Source organism: Sulfitobacter sp. S223 (genome assembly GCF_025143825.1).
GTDB lineage: Bacteria > Pseudomonadota > Alphaproteobacteria > Rhodobacterales > Rhodobacteraceae > Sulfitobacter.
The window spans coordinates 712,938-729,014 of sequence record NZ_CP083560.1 but is presented as its reverse complement, the minus strand read 5'-3'; the positions used below and the strand labels follow the sequence as shown (position 1 = coordinate 729,014).

Genomic DNA, 16,077 nt, shown 5'->3' with positions numbered 1-16,077 from the left:
CGCGCAATGGCGGCCCCCCGCCTGAATAGGCAGGAAGCCGCGATAATTGATCACATGTTCGGGTAGTTCGGCCCGTCACCGCCCTGCGGGGTCGTCCAGACGATGTTCTGGCTTGGATCTTTGATATCGCATGTCTTGCAGTGAACGCAGTTCTGGAAGTTGATCACGAAACGGGGATCTTTGCCGTCTTCTTCTACAAATTCGTAAACGCCTGCGGGGCAATAACGTGCCGACGGGCCTGCGTATTTGGCCAGGTTCACATCCACCGGCACAGATGCGTCTTTCAGTGTCAGGTGCGCGGGCTGGCTTTCCTCATGGTTGGTGAAGGAAAACGCAACGTTTGTCAGGCGGTCAAAGCTAAGCTTCCCATCCGGCTTGGGATAGTCAATCTTCGAGTGCTTGGACGCCAGCTCGGTCGCGTCTGCATCGGATTTGCCGTGCTTCAGCGTGCCCATGAGCGACCCACCGAACAGCGTGTTGCACCACATGTCAAAACCACCAACAGCCAGCGAAGCAACAAGACCGAACTTTGACCAAAGCGGCTTTACGTTGCGGACTTTATAAAGGTCCTTGCCGATTGGACCGCTGCGCACATCGTTCTCGTAGTCGGGCAGTTCATCACCTGAGCGGCCCGCCTTGATCGCCTCATAGGCGGCTTCGGCTGCGGCTTTGCCGGACAGCATCGCATTGTGGTTACCCTTAATGCGCGGCACGTTGACCATACCAACAGAACAACCCAGCAGCGCCACACCGGGTGCTACCATCTTGGGCATCGACTGATAGCCGCCCTCGGTGATCGCGCGCGCGCCGTAAGCGACACGTTTGCCGCCCTTGAGCAGCTCTGCCACCATCGGGTGATGCTTGAACTGCTGGAATTCCATGTACGGGAACACATGCGGGTTCTTATATCCCAAGTGAACGACGAAACCGACGTAGACCTGATTATTCTCAAGATGGTAGATGAACGACCCACCGCCCGCTTTCTTGCCCAGCGGCCACCCCATTGTGTGGGTGACGGAGCCCTCTTTGTGCTTGGCCGGGTCGATTTCCCAGATTTCTTTCATGCCAAGGCCGTATTTCTGCGGCTCTTTGCCTTTGGCCAGATCGAACTTTTCGATCACTTGCTTGCTGAGACTGCCGCGCACACCTTCCGACAGGAAGACGTATTTGCCATGCAGTTCCATGCCGGGCTCATAGCTAGGGCCCGGTTTGCCGTCAGCACCCAGACCCATTTCGCCCGCAACCACGCCTTTAACTTCGCCGTTGTCACCATAGACCAGTTCGGAACACGCCATGCCGGGGAAGACTTCCACGCCCATTTCCTCGGCCTGTTCTGCCATCCAGCGGCAGACGTTGCCCATGGAGACGATATAGTTGCCGTGGTTGTTCATCAGTGGCGGCATCGGGAAGTTCGGAATGCGTACTTCACCAGCGGCGCCCAGCGCGTAAAAGTTGTCTTCGATCACAGGCACGTTCAGCGGCGCGCCTTTTTCTTTCCAGTCGGGGATCAACGCATCAAGGCCGCAAGGATCCAGCACCGCACCGGACAGGATGTGCGCGCCAACTTCGGAGCCCTTTTCCAGTACGACAACGTTACAATCAGCGTCCAGTTGTTTCAGACGGATCGCGGCCGACAGACCCGCAGGCCCCGCTCCGACGATCACAACATCATATTCCATCGCTTCGCGTTCAATCTCGGCCATAGTAGGCGCTCCCTCTGCGTCAAAAACGGTTTGAATTTGGGTATCGAAGCGCGCATGTCTTTGCAATCACGACGACGCGTTAATAGCGTCACAGGTAGCTGTTTTTATCAAAACTGCTGATTTCCGGTTACAAAAGCACTGCATCAGCACTTCCCAATACTGTCACCGACCACATTCGAACCCTCCGGTGGGCAGCAGATGAACCGATCCAAAAACTGTACCTGCGCAACGGCTGCATAAAACCCGTCGGCAATCCCGCGCCCACGCACCCTCCGTATCCCCTTGCATTTGACGGCCAACTTGGGTCAGGTAAGAGCAACGCAAACACGCGCCCCGAAACATCTTCGGGGCGCGCCTTAGTATTACGGACAGACACGCCATGGAAAAAATTCCGATGACCCGCGCCGGCCACACGGCCCTCGAGACCGAGCTGAAGCACCTCAAAACCGTTGAGCGCCCTGCCATCATCAAGGCGATTGCCGAAGCGCGTGAGCATGGTGACCTGTCCGAAAACGCCGAATACCATTCTGCTAAAGAAAAACAGTCTTTCATCGAAGGCCGCGTCAAAGAGCTTGAAGGCGTAATTTCGCTCGCCGACGTGATCGATCCCTCAAAGCTTTCCGGCGCGATCAAGTTTGGTGCTAAAGTGACCTTGGTTGACGAAGATACCGACGAAGAAAAAACCTATCAGATTGTGGGCGAGTATGAAGCCAACATCGAAAAGGGACTGCTGAACATCAAATCCCCCATCGCGCGTGCGCTGATCGGCAAGGATGAGGGCGACAGCGTTGAAGTCCGCACACCAGGGGGCGAGAAATCCTATGAGGTTCTCAAGATCGTTTACGCCTGAACGGAGCGCCAACAATGTCTGACGCGCCCCCTCCCGAACAACATCGCCCCAGCGCACAGGCGGTTGAAACTCGTCCATCAACGCCAAAGACGTCAGCCTCGCGCCCTACACCCCTTGGCATTTACGACAAGGCACGTGGCGAAAGCATCACTGGAATAGAGGTCATCGCGATAGCGTTGTCCGCGATTTGGCTGCTTGGCTGCCTGATTTTCTTTGTCTTCATGCCTCAGCCGGAGGCTGTAGAAGGCCAGGGCGGCCTCCGGTTTCTCATGACCATGCTTGCCGTGTTTATGCCAGTTGCGATGATCTGGGTTGCCGCCACTGCGGCCCGTGCCAGCCGCGTCATGCGCGAAGAAAGCCAGCGCTTGCAGGCAGCCATCGACGCTATCCGCCATGCCTATATTTCCCAGCAGCAAAGCGGGCGCATTAGCACAGAACCCTCTGTCAGCCGCAAACTTGACGAGATCGCAGCGGCCACACGCAAAACAGAAACAGCGCTAGCCACTTTCTCCACCCGCCGCGAGGAATCGCCGCGCATCAGCAAGCCAGTCGCGGAACAAACAAGTCACGATCAGGCCAGCCTTGCCCTTGGTACGCCAAGCGCAGAGATGGAACCGCCCGTAGAAGGGGATGACCTGATACGCGCGCTCAACTTCCCCGAAACTGCGGAAGATGAGGAAGGCTTTGCCGCGCTGCGTCGTGCCATGAAGGACCGCAATGCAGCGCAGCTTATTCAGGCGGCGCAGGATATACTGACACTGCTAAGCCAGGATGGCATCTATATGGACGACTTGCGCCCTGACCGTGCCCGCCCCGAGATCTGGCGGATGTTCGGGCATGGTGCGCGTGGCCGTCCCATTGCCGCCTTGGGCGGTATCAGGGATCGCTCATCGCTTGCCCTTACGGTTGGCCGGATGAAGCAGGATCCGATCTTCCGCGATGTGGCACATCACTTTTTGCGCCGCTTTGACAAACTGTTTGCGGATTTTGAAAAAGTCGCCACCGATGCAGAGATTGTTGCTATGGCCGACACGCGCACCGCACGTGCATTCATGCTGCTTGGCCGCGTTGCAGGAACCTTCGACTAGGGGCAGGCCTGCGCGAGGTTCTGTGCATCAAAAACAGCCTCCAGAATAACGCCTTGGGCGGTCTCGAAGATCGCCGCAGCGCCCGCCATTTCGCCCCCGGTTACACGAATCTGCCCTAGATCGGAAGTCCTTAGTCGGTCGTCCACATCAATTGAAAATGCCGCCTGACCGCCTGCACGCCCCTCACGCAGGGCGACAGTCAGGACTTCTGCCCCATCGGTGACGGCAGCCCCGTTAATGCCCCCCTCATCACGCAGCGGCTGGAACACTTCTACGCCTGTGCCCCCCTGCGCGGTATCAAAGATCAGCCGTCCCTTAGACCCGCGCAGATCAACCGTCACACCGCGCAGATCCTGCGCGCCCACAGAAAGTTCGAACCGATCCCGCGGAGCACTCTCTATGAATCTCAGCGATGGGCCGTCACACTCCGCAGCCTGCACCGCGCCCGTCAGAATTACCCATGCGATTGTTTGTCGCCACATTGCCTGTGTTCCTAAAGTCCAAAGCTGCCAAAAGGAATAAACCGCACCATATCACCGGTTTGAATATCCCGCGCCTTTTCATCTAGCTCAACAAGCCCTTCTGCCCAGCTCAAACCGCTGATCCTTCCAGAGCCCTCGGAAGGAAACACCTCGGCCATGCCACCCCGCATGCGCGCGCGCAAATACTCGCGACGGCCTGCTTTCTTGTTCTTTGTGAATGCGGCAGGCACGTCAAAACCTTGCGGTGTGGTCCAATCTGCCCCTGCCAGTAGCGCCAGTGCAGGGCGTACAAATACCAAAGAACAGACCATCGCAGCCACGGGATTTCCGGGCAAGCCAAACACTGGCACTCCTTCCCAGACCCCCAATGCAAGCGGCCTTCCAGGCTTCATCGCGATGCGCCACAGCGCCATCCCCCCTGCCTCTGTCAACAGGGCGGAGACGTGATCCTCATCTCCCGCTGACGCGCCACCACTGGTGATGATCGCGTCGACTTGTCCAGCAGCCCCGTCGAGCGTGGCCCGCAGGGCAGCACGGTTGTCAGGTGCCCGCCCCAGATCGACAGGAACGTGATGCAACCCTTCGAGAAGGGCCAGAAGCATGGGGCGGTTGGCATCGTAAATCTGACCCGCTCGCGCAGGATCACCCGCTTCGGCAAGCTCATCTCCGGTAGACAACACACCCACCCGCAGCGGTTTACGCACTGCGACTTCGGCAACACCTGTTGCAGCCAACAATGCCAGATCGGCAGGTGTTATCTGGCGCCCGCTTCGCAGGACCACATCGCCGACCTCGACGTCCTCTCCCGCGCGGCGGGTATTGGCCCCTTGCTTCAGCGCGCCAGTGAAGGAGATATGGCCGTTCTGAACCAACACATCCTCTTGCAGGATAACCGTATCAACGCCGTGCGGTAAGGCCGCCCCCGTCAACACACGGATCGCCATACCCGCCGGAACCTCTACCGGAGCGTCCCCCGCAGCAGCACGGCCAGCCACCAACGGCAGATTGTGTGCGCCCTCCCCGCGCCCACCGGCAAATCCATAGCCGTCCACCGCTGTATTGGGCAGCGGCGGGTTTGCCCGCAAGGCGACCAGATCACGCGCTGCAATCCGCCCCGCAGATTGTCTTAGCGGTAGGGTCTCGATTGAGGTGACCGGCAAAAGTCTGCTCCGCAGCAGCTCCAGCGCTTCGTTGACAGGGGTCCAGTGCACGCCTTGAGGCAGGGCAAAGCAGTCATTCCGTAGCGTCGGAACCTCTTGAACCAAAGCGCATAGCTCTTCCGAGAGACCCGTACCAAGTATCCACGCTTCCTCCGCTGATATCTCAGGCACATCGGCCATATGATGGGACAGTTGGTCAGCAGGCAGCCGTGCCAACGCATCGGCCAACAGACGTACCTGAACACGATCCCGGATCGGGTCTGCGTCCTCTTGGAGCAAGGCAGACTTGACTGCCTTTTCGATCAATCCCGGCCATATCTCGGCCAAGACGACAGACGCATCGCTCCAAGCCTCTAATGGCCAAACCCGCGCGCCTGTCTTTCGACGCAGCCTATTCAAGACAGGTAGGCCCATCATAACCTGCCCACCTACTGTCGGCGGAAAGGCAAGCTGGAAACACGATGATGCCGCTTTCGCCAATTGATCGCATGCCCGCTTTTCTGGCACCGTGTCAAAGGTGATACCTTCTTTTCGGTACGGCACACCGGGCCATTTATCGCGGTGCAACTTACCCCAGAAAGGGCCTGCCCCCGTGAACATCGCGTTGAGCGTTTCTGCAACTTCGAAGCGGTTGTTGCTCCCGTCTGGCGCATCGGTGATCCGCGTCTCGAACCAGTCCCACAGGGCGAATGGATCATCTGACCCTGTGACATGTCGGGCAAATCCTTTGGGATAGCCGAAGGGGAAGTCAAACGCGCACAACAGCCGCCGCCCAGCCGCTGTTTCCTGCTCGATCAGATCAAGGACCGTCAGCTCGGCCTCTTGGCGAGAGCGGCAGTAAACCGGTTCAAGTGATACGCCTTCGCGTGTGATACCCAACCAGATCGCATCTTTGCGCGGAGTCGGGCCTGCCCGCTTTGCGGCCGACCAATCCGCGACAAGGATTGTGTCGAAAGGCCTCACAGGCCGACCTCTCGCAGGATGAAATCCGCGACCGCCTTTGTGTCATCAAGATCAAAAACCGGTAGATCAAGGTGCAAGGGGGTATCACTGGCGACACCACGCACTGTTGGATCATCCGGCGCAATCAACGGATTGCCGGTGACCGCCCGGTGCGCTTCGATTTTCGGGTGTGCATCGCGTTTATATCCTTCGACCAGAACCAGATCTACAGGGGCAAGCTGTGTCAGCAACTCTTGCAGAGAAGGCTCTGGATCGCCCCGCAATTCATGCATCAATGCGATCCGGTTGCGTGAAGCAAGCAAGACCTGCGAAGCCCCTGCCTCGCGGTGGCGAAAGCTGTCCTTGCCCGGATGATCCACATCAAAGCTGTGATGCGCGTGTTTCACCGTCGACACGGTAAAGCCACGACTGGTCACCTCTGTCACCAGCCGCTCCATCAAGCCTGTTTTGCCGGCGTTTTTCCAACCAACAATGCCATAAAGCCTCATAACATCCGCTCCGCTTGGGCCAAATCCTCGGGGGTGTTTACGTTAAAGAACGTGTTTTCATCGGAGAACAGCGCCTCACGGCCACCGTGCGTATCTGTCCACAACACCACCTTGCGCAGCCCACCCTCAAGCGCGCCGCGCAGGTCGTCCCGCAATGCAACGGGCCAAAGACCAAAGGTGGGATGGCGCACGCGGCCCCGTTCCGGATCAGGCGTTGAGGCAAGGACAAGGGGATGTGTCATACCCTCAGACGCAAGTAGCAATTGCGGCACCAGATCGCAGGGAAAGAAGGGTGTATCAGCGGCCGCTGTCACTATGGTGTCAGCCCCCTGCGTTGCGGCCCAATCAAGCCCAGCTAGCACACCGGCTAGCGGCCCGGCAAATCCTTCGATGCTGTCTGCAATAACGGGCAAATCAAGCGCAGCAAAACGCGCCGGATCGCCATTGGCATTCAAAGCGACCTGTGCCACCTGCGGAGATAACCGCGCCTCTACTCGTGCCAACAAGCTTTGCCCGCCCAATATGCGAAGGCCCTTATCGCCACCGCCCATGCGCGTTGCCTGTCCACCAGCAAGTATCACTCCTAAAGGCTGCTTCAACGGGACGCCTCCGAACATTGCTGTGCGCCTGTCTCAAAAGTGTCCATGCATGAAAAACCGCCAAGCCGCCGTAAACCACTTGTGTCAGCCACGGAACGCACCACAGCGCGACAACGCAGAACACTCATGACGCGCTCTTACGGCCTGCGCGGCGCGGCTCGTCTGCGATGGCGGCGGGATCAGCGTCCCGCAACAAGCGATCTTCACCGGATAGACACATGAACCGACGCCCCTTCATCCGCCCTATCAAGGTTAACCCTACCTGTTGGGCGATCTCGACGCCCCACGCGGTAAAGCCAGAGCGTGAGGCAAGTACCGGTATTCCCATCATTGCTGTTTTGATCACCATCTCGGAAGTGAGGCGGCCAGTGGTGTACAGGATCTTGTCCTCCGCAGTGACCTTTTCGGCTAGCATCCAGCCCGCGATCTTATCCACCGCATTATGGCGGCCCACGTCCTCCATATAAACCAATGGACGGTCCGCACAACAAAGGACAGTACCGTGGATAGCGCCCGCCTGCAGATAAAGGCTGGGTGTCCGGTTGATTTTGGACGATAGCGCATAAAGCCATGAAGTGCGTACAGGTGTTTGCGGCAGCACAACGCCATCCAACCCTTCCATCATGTCGCCAAAAACGGTTCCGACCGCGCATCCACTGGTGCGCGTTTTTCGGCGCATCTTGTCTTCGTAATCCGTCTTTCGCGCCGTGCGCACGACCACGGTTTCAAGCTCTTCATCGTAATCCACGCGCGTAATCTCATCGCTGGTGCGCAGCATGCCCTGATTGCGCAAAAATCCCAGCGCAAGGTATTCAGGGTAATCACCGATCGTCATTGCCGTGACGATTTCTTGCGCATTCAGGTAGATGGTCAGCGGGCGCTCTTCGACCACGTTGATTTCTTGGCGCTGGCCGTCATGATCCAGCCCGGCAACCCTGCGCGTGAGGCGTTGCGCGTCTGGGTCGGGCGCGATCAGATATTCGGAAAGATCTTGAAGTTCAGCCAATTGCGTCCCCCTCGGCAAACCGCTACGCATTAAAGGTAATCTAAGGGCATCGCATGACCACTACCACCCGCAAATCCCCGTACCGCCAAGGAATCATCGACAGTAGCCCCTTCATTCTTGTGATCATCCCCTTTTCGACACTGTTCGGGGTGCTCGCGACAGAGGCCGGCCTGAATGTGTTTGAGACGATGGCATTTTCCGTTGTTGTTATCGCCGGGGCTGCACAATTCACTGCCCTGCAGTTGCTGCAAGAGAATGTGCCGACAGCGATTGTGCTGATCTCTGCTTTGGCCGTGAACCTGCGGATGGCGATGTATTCGGCCTCGCTGACGCCTTACATCGGGTCCGCTCCACTTTGGCAGCGTGCTCTTTGCGCCTATTTGACGGTCGACCAATCCTATGTCGTGGGCGTGGCCAAGTTTGAGCGTGAACCGGATATGACCGTGGCGCAGCGGGTGAACTATTTTCTGGGAGCCGTGACGCCTATTGTTCCGCTGTGGTATTTGTTCACCCTTGCCGGTGCGATGCTGGGCGCGCAGGTGCCCGACAGCTGGGCGCTTGATTTCGCCATCCCGATCACCTTCCTGGCGATGATCGCGCCGATGTTCAGGACTGCGGCCCATGTGATGGCAGCGCTGGTTGCTGTCATCGTCGGCCTGTTGGCCGCCGGTGTCCCCTACTCGTTAGGTCTGATCATTGCGGGGATCGCCGGCATGATGGCTGGCGCACAAACCGAAGTTTGGCTTGAACGGAAAGGGATGAAGACATGATCGAAACTGGCACGCTCTGGACCGTGATCATTCTGCTGGGTATCGGCAGCTTTGGTCTGCGCTTTGTCTTTACCGGCCTTGTCGGGGACCGCGCGATGCCTGACTGGCTGCTACGTCATCTTCGCTATACCGCTGTGGCGATTTTGCCTGCGCTCGTGGCCCCGCAAGTTGTCTGGCCCGCCGCAACGGACGGAGCCTTTGACATCCCGCGCGCAACGGCAGCTGCGGTGACACTGGCAGTTGGATTGTTCACAAAAAATGTGTTGATGGCAGTGTTAAGCGGCGCTGCAACGCTTTACGGGCTGCTCTATTTACTTGGGTAGCGCCCTAACACCATCAAGCACGTTGCCCTCATCATCCTCATAAAGACGGGTGGTTACCACGCCTTCGATCTCGGCCATCTGTTCCATCAGTTTCACCGGAGAAAACCCGGTTCTAATGGACTGAAAGCCAGGCACCTGCCGAATCAGCGAAGATGTTGCGCTGGCACACAGGGCACTTGGCACAGGACCGTTTGATTGCACCAGCTGCAAGGCACGTGCCGCTTGCGCCGGCGTGACCTCGATTTCCTGACTAACAACGTGGAAGGTCGTGCGGGCGTGCGCAGACTTATACCAGCGAACCCATTCCGGTGACATCCCGTACAGAACATCGCCACGTTCCGGCACATCCTCATGCAAGAAAGAGCCTGCTGGATCAAAAAGGACCGATTGCGTGCTTTCAACCAACAAAGAAGAATGTGCGCCCGCACCTGTGCGGTTGTTAATCATGGTTAACAAGGTAAGCCGTGTTGGACCGCCATTGGAATACACGGCGGCCTCGATCGCATCCGCTTGCGATTCCTTACCCTTTTCAGAGCAACCAGCAAGAACGGCAGCCGACAGCGCGACTGCCAGAATTGACTTAATCATAAGAAAAAGCGTCCGATCAGCGGGCGAAAATCGCCATAAAGACCAGAATACCGATGATCACAATGGTCGCGCGAGTCACGAAAGTGACAAAGCCATCGAACGTCTTTTCCTGCGTCTCAGTATTCATCGTGCCATGTTCATGTTCGGCCATCTGTATGTCCCTTTCGTCATCTTCGGCTGTGTTGCGCAGCAGTTACGGCATTTCGCGCGCTCTGTCACGCCGGATTTGGTGGCTGTGTCCAAGATGCCGCGCTTATGCGTCACCTTGTTCAAGATCCTGGATCAGCTTGAACCCTATCCTCTTGGGGGCAGCTGTCTCAACCGCTTTTGGCAATGCACGAAACAAAACGCTTAGCTGGCTGACGTGCTGGACAAGCTGCATCTTATTGCCGGTCTGGTCCACGCCGTAAAACGTCACGATGTCCGGATCAAAATACCCCATACCTTCGATCCGCAAAACACCCGCATCGGTGCCCGCGAACCCCATGGCGATCTCATGGCCATCATCCAGCCCTTCCTCAAATTTCTTGAGGTAGAGAATTGTACGTTCATACGCCCATTGCGCCGGTGATTTCTGCGCGACCGGCTTGGCGGTGACGCCCTTGGGCATCGGCTGATCCTGTGCGTTTTGTGCATCGGGGTCACTATGGACCTCATGCATATGCGGCATCGCATCCGCCTCAGCGGCTTCTGCGGCTGTCTTTATCAGGTCATCCATGGCTTATCCCTTACGCTGATACAGCCACGCGCCGTCCTCGCGTTTCGTGCGGATAGCATGGCCTTCCTGATGAAGGTGGCTCAAATGCGCAAAGGCTTCAACCAGTGCGAGGCCATATTCTGCCTCACCTATCGCTCTCTTGAACAGCGGTGGAAAAACTTCGCCAGCAGTTTTCGGGGTGTCGATATAGGCCAGCAGGCGTTTAAGCGCACCGTGGTGATTGTCGATCAGTTGCCGCATCCGCGTGGGCAAGCCCGTAAAGGGCAATTTGTGCCCGCCCAAAACCAGATTATCCGCGCGCCCCAATGGCGCCAACCGCTCGCAGGCTTCCAGCCATTCACCAATCGGGTCGGCCATTGGCTCAGTCGCATAGACACCCACGTTCGGGCTGATCGAAGGCAATATCTGGTCACCGGCAATCACCAGATTGTCGTCGCGGCTCCAGAAGGTCGCGTGCTCTGGTGCGTGGCCATTGCCCATGTGAACCTCCCATGTGCGCCCGCCCATGGTGATCACGTCGTCTTGCTTTATCCGTGTATAGCCTAGCGGCAGCGGTGCGACGATATCGGCGAAATTGAAGGGGCGTTCGCCCGCGCGCTTATCATAAATAGCGCCATCCATGCCCGCAGACCGGTAAAAAGACAGACTCTCGGCGTTTGGAACTTCGTGAACGTCCAGCGTTAACATGCGGGCCGTCAGCCATGCAGTGCGCGTGGTAACAAGTTCGGCGCCATGGTCAGTCTGGAACCAGCCTGCCAGCCCGATATGATCGGGATGATGGTGAGTGACAACAACGCGGCTGACGGGCTTGCCACCTAACGGGCCTGCCATGATCTCTTGCCAAATCGCCTTGGTCTTTTTCGAGGCAAATCCGGTGTCTATGATCGTCCAGCTATCCCCTTCGTCCAGCGCATAGACATTCACATGGTCGAGCTTCATCGGAAGCGGCAAGCGCATCCATAAAACGCCAGGGGCGACTTCGATGGCCTCCGTGCCGCTTGGCGGCGTTTCCCACGGGTAGCGCAAACCTTTGGGTGCCTGATCTTTCATCAGACTGCCAATTCTTCGCCAGTAAGGGCGTAAAGATCTTCAGCACCAGCCTGTGCGTGGGCAAGCAGTGCCGCATGCTCTGGCAGCATCCGCTGGATGTAGAAACGCGCAAGTTTTTCACGTGCGCCGCCACGGTCGGCAACCGCCGCCTTCAGGTGAAGATGCGCACCCAGCACCCGTGCGAATGCATGCAGATAAGGGACAGCACCAGCAAAACGCTCTTGCAGGTCGGTCTGTGAAACGAGCCATTCCGTCGCTTCCCGCATGCTTTCACATGCCTCCCAGACATCCCCCGCAAGACGCGGGAATACAGAGCGGGCATCCTCTACGTCCTCGGCGATTTCATCCAAAAGGGCCATCGCCGCCTCGCCGCCATCCATCATCTTGCGCGCAACCAGATCCATAGCCTGAATACCGTTCGTGCCTTCGTAAATCGCAGTCACGCGAACATCGCGGCAGAACTGGGCGGCGCCCGTTTCTTCAACGAAACCCATCCCGCCATGCACCTGCAAGCCCATATCAGCCACAGCGATACCGGTATCCGTGCCGAATGCTTTGGTGATCGGGGTCAACAGCGCAGCGCGGGCTTTCCACGCTTTGTCACCCGTTGCGCGCGCCATATCGATGGCCACCGCGTTACATACCGCAATTGCACGGGCTGCGAAAATCTCGGCTTTCATCGTGGTCAGCATGCGGCGCACGTCCGCATGACCAAGGATCGAATCCTTCGGGCCAGGCGTCGGGCTCTTGCCTTGCTTGCGGTCCTGCGCATAGGCAAGCGCGTGTTGGAATGATGCATCAGCCACGCCGATCCCTTGTCCACCAACACCCAGACGCGCATTGTTCATCATGGTGAACATCGCATCAATGCCCCCCTGCTCTTCTCCGACCAACCAGCCGGTAGCCCCGTCATACTGCATGACACAGGTTGGGGATCCGTGCAGGCCCATTTTATGCTCAAGGCTTACCACACTCACGCCATTGCGCTGGCCCGGGTTTCCTTCCGCGTCGGGCAAAAGCTTGGGCACCAGAAACAGGCTGATCCCTTTGACGCCCGCCGGAGCGCCCGTTAAACGAGCCAGCACCAGATGGCAGACATTGCCGCCAAGATCATGGTCGCCCCAAGTGATATAGATTTTCTGCCCCGTGATCGCAAAAGTACCATCACCGTTGTCTTCGGCCTTTGTCGTCAACGCACCTACGTCCGAGCCTGCCTGCGGTTCTGTCAGGTTCATGGTGCCAGTCCATTCGCCACTGATCAGCTTTGGCAGGTAAAGGTCTTTGAGCGCATCACTGGCGTGATGCTCCAGCGCTTCGATCTGGCCCTGTGTCAGCATCGGACAAAGTTGCAACGACAGGCACGCGCCGCTCATCATATCGCCGACAGCAGCTGTCAGAGCCATGGGCAGCCCCATGCCGCCATATTCGGGGTCGGCCGACATGCCTACCCATCCGCCCTCGGCAATCGCCTTGAAACCCTCGTCAAAACCGGGAGACGTCCGCACCACCCCGTTTTCAAGATATGCGCCTTTTACATCCCCAACGCGTTGCAGAGGAGCAAGAACCTCTTCGCAAAGCTTGCCTGCTTCGGTGAGGATCGCAAGGGTGACGTCAGCCGTAGCATCACTAAACCGTTCGGTGGCGCGCAAGGCGTCCAGCCCGACAACATGGTCAAACAGGAAATTGTAGTCTTCAACAGGGGCGCGATACGTCATAATAGTCTTTCTCACAAACTAGGGCGGTTCGGCGAAGCAATAGCATCCTTCAAAGAAGAATGCCTGCATATTGTACGATGAACAGCCACCGGACCAAGCACAATCAAAACGCCGCGTCAAAGCTACAGGAGCAGGCAATGTCCCCAGCAACCCTTCGGCTACATCCCGATACAGAGGGGCTGGACCGAGCAGCAAAGCTTTTTGCCAGTGGGGCGCTTGTCGCTTTTCCTACAGAAACTGTCTACGGGCTTGGCGCGGATGCCACGCAGGGCAAGGCCGTGGCCGCGATCTATGAGGCCAAGGGCCGCCCGTCATTCAACCCGCTCATCGTGCATCTGGCCGACACCGCAGCAGCCCAAGCCCTTGTGGAGTGGAACACACAGGCGGATATTCTGGCTCGCGCATTCTGGCCGGGGCCGCTCACACTTGTCCTGCCTTTGCGCGCGGATCACGGGCTGTCGCCTCTGGTCACAGCGGGGCTGCCCACAGTAGGCCTGCGGGTACCGGCCCATCCAGCAGCCCGGGCGTTGCTTGCAAAATTTGGTGGGCCGGTTGCAGCACCATCGGCCAACCCCTCGGGCCGGATCAGCCCGACGACGGCCGATCATGTGCTGGCGGGTCTGGACGGACGCATCGCCGCCGTTCTGGACGACGGACCCTGCACTGTCGGGCTGGAAAGCACCATCATCGGATTTGATGGCCCACATGCCGTGCTGCTGCGTGAAGGGGGCCTTCCGCCAGAACCGATTGAGGCCGCCCTAGGTTCCCGGCTTATCCAGCCAAGCGGTACGACCATCACCGCCCCGGGACAAATGTCATCCCATTACGCCCCACGCGGCAGTTTGCGTCTTAATGCCACAAGTGCAGGCGCGGGCGAGCATATGCTGGGCTTCGGGCCGGTGAAAGGTGATCTGTCCCTGTCAGAAAGCGGTGATCTAGTTGAGGCTGCGGCAAATCTATTTGGCCACCTGCACCAGCTTGATACGTTGGGAGGCCCGATCGCCGTAGCACCAGTGCCCATGAACGGGCTCGGCCGCGCGATTAATGATCGCTTGCGCCGTGCTGCCGCCCCCCGTGACTAAGCACGGCCAGAAGCGGAAGACAGGGTAAGAGGATCTATGCCGATGCTCTGAAGCGCGGTTTCCCACAAGGTCTCACGATCTGCCGAAAAGACCAGTTCCGGCGTTGCAGGCGCTGTGAGCCATCCGTTTTCCGCGATCTCTGCGTCCAGTTGGCCAGCCCCCCAACCCGCATACCCCAATGCAAACAGAAACGGTTCAGGGCCAACACCAGTGCCGATGTCTTTCAGGATATCTTGTGTGGCGGTCAGAACATAGCCACCAGGAATAATCAAAGGTTCCGGTGACTGCCGGCTTTCGTCCATGTGCAAAACAAAGCCACGTTCGATTTGCACCGGCCCGCCGAAGTACACGGGGTCTTGCAGAACGACTTCAGCGCTCCCCATGTCCATCCGCTCCAACACATCCGCGAGCGTCATGTCGTCCAGATACTTATTAACGATAAAGCCCATGGCGCCTTCTTCGGAGTAGGCACACAGAAAAACAACAGAGCGGGCGAACCTTGGATCACCCATCCCCGGCATCGCAATCAGAAGCTGTCCTGCCAAATTCATTTCATACCTCCAATCACACCTTCGCCCCCACTGTGACGAGCGGGACGGAACGCTGCAAGCACCATAAGCGAAACATGTCTGACTGACTTGTGACTTGGCAAACAGATCAAGCGGGGCCACATAGAGAAGATGATAAAGCACTTCCTTCTGGCCACCACGCTATTTGCCCTTGTCTCACCTGCTGCAGCAGAAGATCCCGTTGGTCTGCCCGTGACCGCGCACCTCATTGACGGTTGGCAACAGGCGGACGGTACCCGCATCAGCGCCATTCAACTGACGCTTGCGCCTGGTTGGAAAACCTACTGGCGTGCGCCCGGTGATGCAGGCATCCCGCCCGAATTCAGCTGGAAAGGCTCACGCAACTTGCGCGGCGTCTCGGTCAGCTGGCCAACACCGAAGGTATTTGAGCAGAACGGTATGCGCTCTGTCGGGTATAGTAATCAGGTGGTACTGCCCCTTGCCATTGCCCCCAAGCAGGCAGGCACACCGATTGATATCAACCTGCACATGGACATCGGGGTCTGCAAAGACATCTGTGTTCCGCAAACCCTGTCGCTATCCGGCACTCTGGATGCCAAAGGCAGCGCGCCTGTTGCCAGCATTGCTGCGGCTCTAGCAGAACAGCCCTACACCGCGTCCGAGAGCGGCGCAAAAGGTGTGACCTGCGCGCTCAGCCCGTCCGAGGACGGGTTGAAGATCACCGCCAAACTTGCCCTGCCCTCCACTGGTGGCCCGGAGCATGTGGTGATCGAAGCAGGACGCCCCGATATCTGGGTCTCTGAACCCGTCACAAGCCGGTCAGGCAACATTCTGACTGCCAGCGCAGAGATGGTATCGAACGGAGCGTCAGGCTTCGCCATCGACCGGTCTGCTATCCGCTTTACGGTTTTGGGATCTTCGCACGCGGTTGATCTGCGTGGCTGCACACCGGGCTAAGCTGG

Annotated in this window: 18 protein-coding genes; 6 read left to right on the top strand and 12 right to left on the bottom strand. The window is 58.1% G+C overall.

Features of this window, described 5'->3' with window-relative positions; all coding sequences use genetic code 11:
* Positions 1 to 50: 50 nt before the first annotated feature.
* Positions 51 to 1,703, bottom strand: a complete 1,653-nt coding sequence (locus K3757_RS03690) for an electron transfer flavoprotein-ubiquinone oxidoreductase (RefSeq protein WP_259999505.1) — start codon at positions 1,701 to 1,703, stop codon at positions 51 to 53.
* 379 nt (positions 1,704 to 2,082) lie between these two features.
* Between K3757_RS03690 and greA the strand changes: the two genes are divergently transcribed.
* Together greA and K3757_RS03680 are read left to right on the top strand one after the other, a co-directional pair.
* The gene (gene greA / locus K3757_RS03685) at positions 2,083 to 2,553 is read left to right on the top strand and encodes a transcription elongation factor GreA (protein WP_259999503.1); all 471 of its coding nucleotides are present in this window, start codon (positions 2,083 to 2,085) and stop codon (positions 2,551 to 2,553) included.
* 14 nt (positions 2,554 to 2,567) lie between these two features.
* On the top strand, positions 2,568 to 3,641 hold the full coding sequence (locus K3757_RS03680) for a hypothetical protein (RefSeq protein WP_259999501.1): 1,074 nt from the start codon (positions 2,568 to 2,570) through the stop codon (positions 3,639 to 3,641).
* On the opposite strand, the gene K3757_RS03675 is transcribed toward K3757_RS03680, so the two are convergent.
* The 5 genes from K3757_RS03675 to K3757_RS03655 form a co-directional block, all read right to left on the bottom strand.
* A complete protein-coding gene (locus K3757_RS03675; protein WP_259999500.1) occupies positions 3,638 to 4,123 on the bottom strand; it encodes an aggregation factor core in 486 nt (161 codons plus the stop codon). The genes K3757_RS03680 and K3757_RS03675 overlap by 4 nt on opposite strands.
* 11 nt (positions 4,124 to 4,134) lie before the next feature.
* Positions 4,135 to 6,246, bottom strand: coding sequence for a gephyrin-like molybdotransferase Glp (gene glp / locus K3757_RS03670; protein ID WP_259999498.1), 2,112 nt, complete (start codon positions 6,244 to 6,246; stop codon positions 4,135 to 4,137).
* Positions 6,243 to 6,734, bottom strand: coding sequence for a molybdopterin-guanine dinucleotide biosynthesis protein B (gene mobB, locus K3757_RS03665; RefSeq protein WP_259999495.1), 492 nt, complete (start codon positions 6,732 to 6,734; stop codon positions 6,243 to 6,245). Before mobB ends, glp begins: the two co-directional genes overlap by 4 nt.
* Positions 6,731 to 7,333 (bottom strand): molybdenum cofactor guanylyltransferase MobA, encoded by a 603-nt coding sequence (gene mobA / locus K3757_RS03660; protein WP_260001176.1) that lies wholly within the window; start codon positions 7,331 to 7,333, stop codon positions 6,731 to 6,733. The genes mobB and mobA overlap by 4 nt, the downstream gene beginning before the upstream one ends.
* A gap of 124 nt (positions 7,334 to 7,457) precedes the next feature.
* On the bottom strand, positions 7,458 to 8,369 hold the full coding sequence (locus K3757_RS03655; protein ID WP_409202567.1) for a formate dehydrogenase accessory sulfurtransferase FdhD: 912 nt from the start codon (positions 8,367 to 8,369) through the stop codon (positions 7,458 to 7,460).
* A 23-nt stretch (positions 8,370 to 8,392) separates the two neighbouring features.
* On the opposite strand from K3757_RS03655, the gene K3757_RS03650 reads away from it, so the two are divergent.
* A complete protein-coding gene (locus K3757_RS03650) occupies positions 8,393 to 9,109 on the top strand; it encodes an AzlC family ABC transporter permease (protein WP_259999491.1) in 717 nt (238 codons plus the stop codon).
* Entirely contained in the window at positions 9,106 to 9,432 is a 327-nt protein-coding gene (locus K3757_RS03645; RefSeq protein WP_259999489.1) for an AzlD domain-containing protein, read from the top strand. Before K3757_RS03650 ends, K3757_RS03645 begins: the two co-directional genes overlap by 4 nt.
* On the opposite strand, the gene K3757_RS03640 is transcribed toward K3757_RS03645, so the two are convergent.
* The 5 genes from K3757_RS03640 to K3757_RS03620 all read right to left on the bottom strand — a co-directional run bounded on the left by K3757_RS03640 (position 9,421) and on the right by K3757_RS03620 (position 13,503).
* Positions 9,421 to 10,020, bottom strand: coding sequence for a hypothetical protein (locus K3757_RS03640; RefSeq protein WP_259999487.1), 600 nt, complete (start codon positions 10,018 to 10,020; stop codon positions 9,421 to 9,423). The two genes, K3757_RS03645 and K3757_RS03640, sit on opposite strands and share 12 nt — an antisense overlap.
* A gap of 16 nt (positions 10,021 to 10,036) precedes the next feature.
* Positions 10,037 to 10,171: an aa3-type cytochrome c oxidase subunit IV gene (locus tag K3757_RS03635; RefSeq protein ID WP_259999485.1), complete on the bottom strand. Its 135-nt coding sequence runs from the start codon at positions 10,169 to 10,171 to the stop codon at positions 10,037 to 10,039.
* Positions 10,172 to 10,273: 102 nt separating this feature from the next.
* On the bottom strand, positions 10,274 to 10,738 hold the full coding sequence (locus K3757_RS03630; protein ID WP_259999483.1) for a DUF6173 family protein: 465 nt from the start codon (positions 10,736 to 10,738) through the stop codon (positions 10,274 to 10,276).
* A 3-nt stretch (positions 10,739 to 10,741) separates the two neighbouring features.
* The gene (locus K3757_RS03625) at positions 10,742 to 11,788 is read right to left on the bottom strand and encodes an MBL fold metallo-hydrolase (RefSeq protein WP_259999481.1); all 1,047 of its coding nucleotides are present in this window, start codon (positions 11,786 to 11,788) and stop codon (positions 10,742 to 10,744) included.
* Positions 11,788 to 13,503: an acyl-CoA dehydrogenase gene (locus K3757_RS03620; RefSeq protein ID WP_259999479.1), complete on the bottom strand. Its 1,716-nt coding sequence runs from the start codon at positions 13,501 to 13,503 to the stop codon at positions 11,788 to 11,790. The genes K3757_RS03625 and K3757_RS03620 overlap by 1 nt, the downstream gene beginning before the upstream one ends.
* Positions 13,504 to 13,640: 137 nt before the next feature.
* Between K3757_RS03620 and K3757_RS03615 the strand changes: the two genes are divergently transcribed.
* Positions 13,641 to 14,585, top strand: a complete 945-nt coding sequence (locus K3757_RS03615) for an L-threonylcarbamoyladenylate synthase (protein ID WP_259999477.1) — start codon at positions 13,641 to 13,643, stop codon at positions 14,583 to 14,585.
* Here K3757_RS03615 and K3757_RS03610 read toward each other — a convergent pair.
* Positions 14,582 to 15,136 carry a YqgE/AlgH family protein gene (locus K3757_RS03610; protein WP_259999475.1) on the bottom strand — a complete coding sequence of 185 codons (555 nt, stop codon included), beginning with the start codon at positions 15,134 to 15,136 and terminating at the stop codon, positions 14,582 to 14,584. The genes K3757_RS03615 and K3757_RS03610 overlap by 4 nt on opposite strands.
* 129 nt (positions 15,137 to 15,265) lie before the next feature.
* On the opposite strand from K3757_RS03610, the gene K3757_RS03605 reads away from it, so the two are divergent.
* Complete coding sequence (locus tag K3757_RS03605; RefSeq protein ID WP_259999473.1) at positions 15,266 to 16,072, top strand: protein-disulfide reductase DsbD domain-containing protein; 807 nt, start codon at positions 15,266 to 15,268, stop codon at positions 16,070 to 16,072.
* The last annotated feature ends 5 nt before the right edge of the window (positions 16,073 to 16,077 follow it).

Excerpts from the sequence above, each read along its gene's own strand:
- K3757_RS03690 (WP_259999505.1), bottom strand. The coding sequence starts at position 1,703 with ATGGCCGAGATTGAACGCGAAGCGATGGAATATGATGTTGTGATCGTC.
- greA (WP_259999503.1), top strand. The coding sequence starts at position 2,083 with ATGGAAAAAATTCCGATGACCCGCGCCGGCCACACGGCCCTCGAGACC.
- K3757_RS03680 (WP_259999501.1), top strand. The coding sequence starts at position 2,568 with ATGTCTGACGCGCCCCCTCCCGAACAACATCGCCCCAGCGCACAGGCG.
- K3757_RS03675 (WP_259999500.1), bottom strand. The coding sequence starts at position 4,123 with ATGTGGCGACAAACAATCGCATGGGTAATTCTGACGGGCGCGGTGCAG.
- mobB (WP_259999495.1), bottom strand. The coding sequence starts at position 6,734 with ATGAGGCTTTATGGCATTGTTGGTTGGAAAAACGCCGGCAAAACAGGC.
- K3757_RS03655 (WP_409202567.1), bottom strand. The coding sequence starts at position 8,369 with ATGCGTAGCGGTTTGCCGAGGGGGACGCAATTGGCTGAACTTCAAGAT.
- K3757_RS03650 (WP_259999491.1), top strand. The coding sequence starts at position 8,393 with ATGACCACTACCACCCGCAAATCCCCGTACCGCCAAGGAATCATCGAC.
- K3757_RS03645 (WP_259999489.1), top strand. The coding sequence starts at position 9,106 with ATGATCGAAACTGGCACGCTCTGGACCGTGATCATTCTGCTGGGTATC.
- K3757_RS03640 (WP_259999487.1), bottom strand. The coding sequence starts at position 10,020 with ATGATTAAGTCAATTCTGGCAGTCGCGCTGTCGGCTGCCGTTCTTGCT.
- K3757_RS03635 (WP_259999485.1), bottom strand. The coding sequence starts at position 10,171 with ATGGCCGAACATGAACATGGCACGATGAATACTGAGACGCAGGAAAAG.
- K3757_RS03630 (WP_259999483.1), bottom strand. The coding sequence starts at position 10,738 with ATGGATGACCTGATAAAGACAGCCGCAGAAGCCGCTGAGGCGGATGCG.
- K3757_RS03625 (WP_259999481.1), bottom strand. The coding sequence starts at position 11,788 with ATGAAAGATCAGGCACCCAAAGGTTTGCGCTACCCGTGGGAAACGCCG.
- K3757_RS03620 (WP_259999479.1), bottom strand. The coding sequence starts at position 13,503 with ATGACGTATCGCGCCCCTGTTGAAGACTACAATTTCCTGTTTGACCAT.
- K3757_RS03615 (WP_259999477.1), top strand. The coding sequence starts at position 13,641 with ATGTCCCCAGCAACCCTTCGGCTACATCCCGATACAGAGGGGCTGGAC.
- K3757_RS03610 (WP_259999475.1), bottom strand. The coding sequence starts at position 15,136 with ATGAATTTGGCAGGACAGCTTCTGATTGCGATGCCGGGGATGGGTGAT.
- K3757_RS03605 (WP_259999473.1), top strand. The coding sequence starts at position 15,266 with ATGATAAAGCACTTCCTTCTGGCCACCACGCTATTTGCCCTTGTCTCA.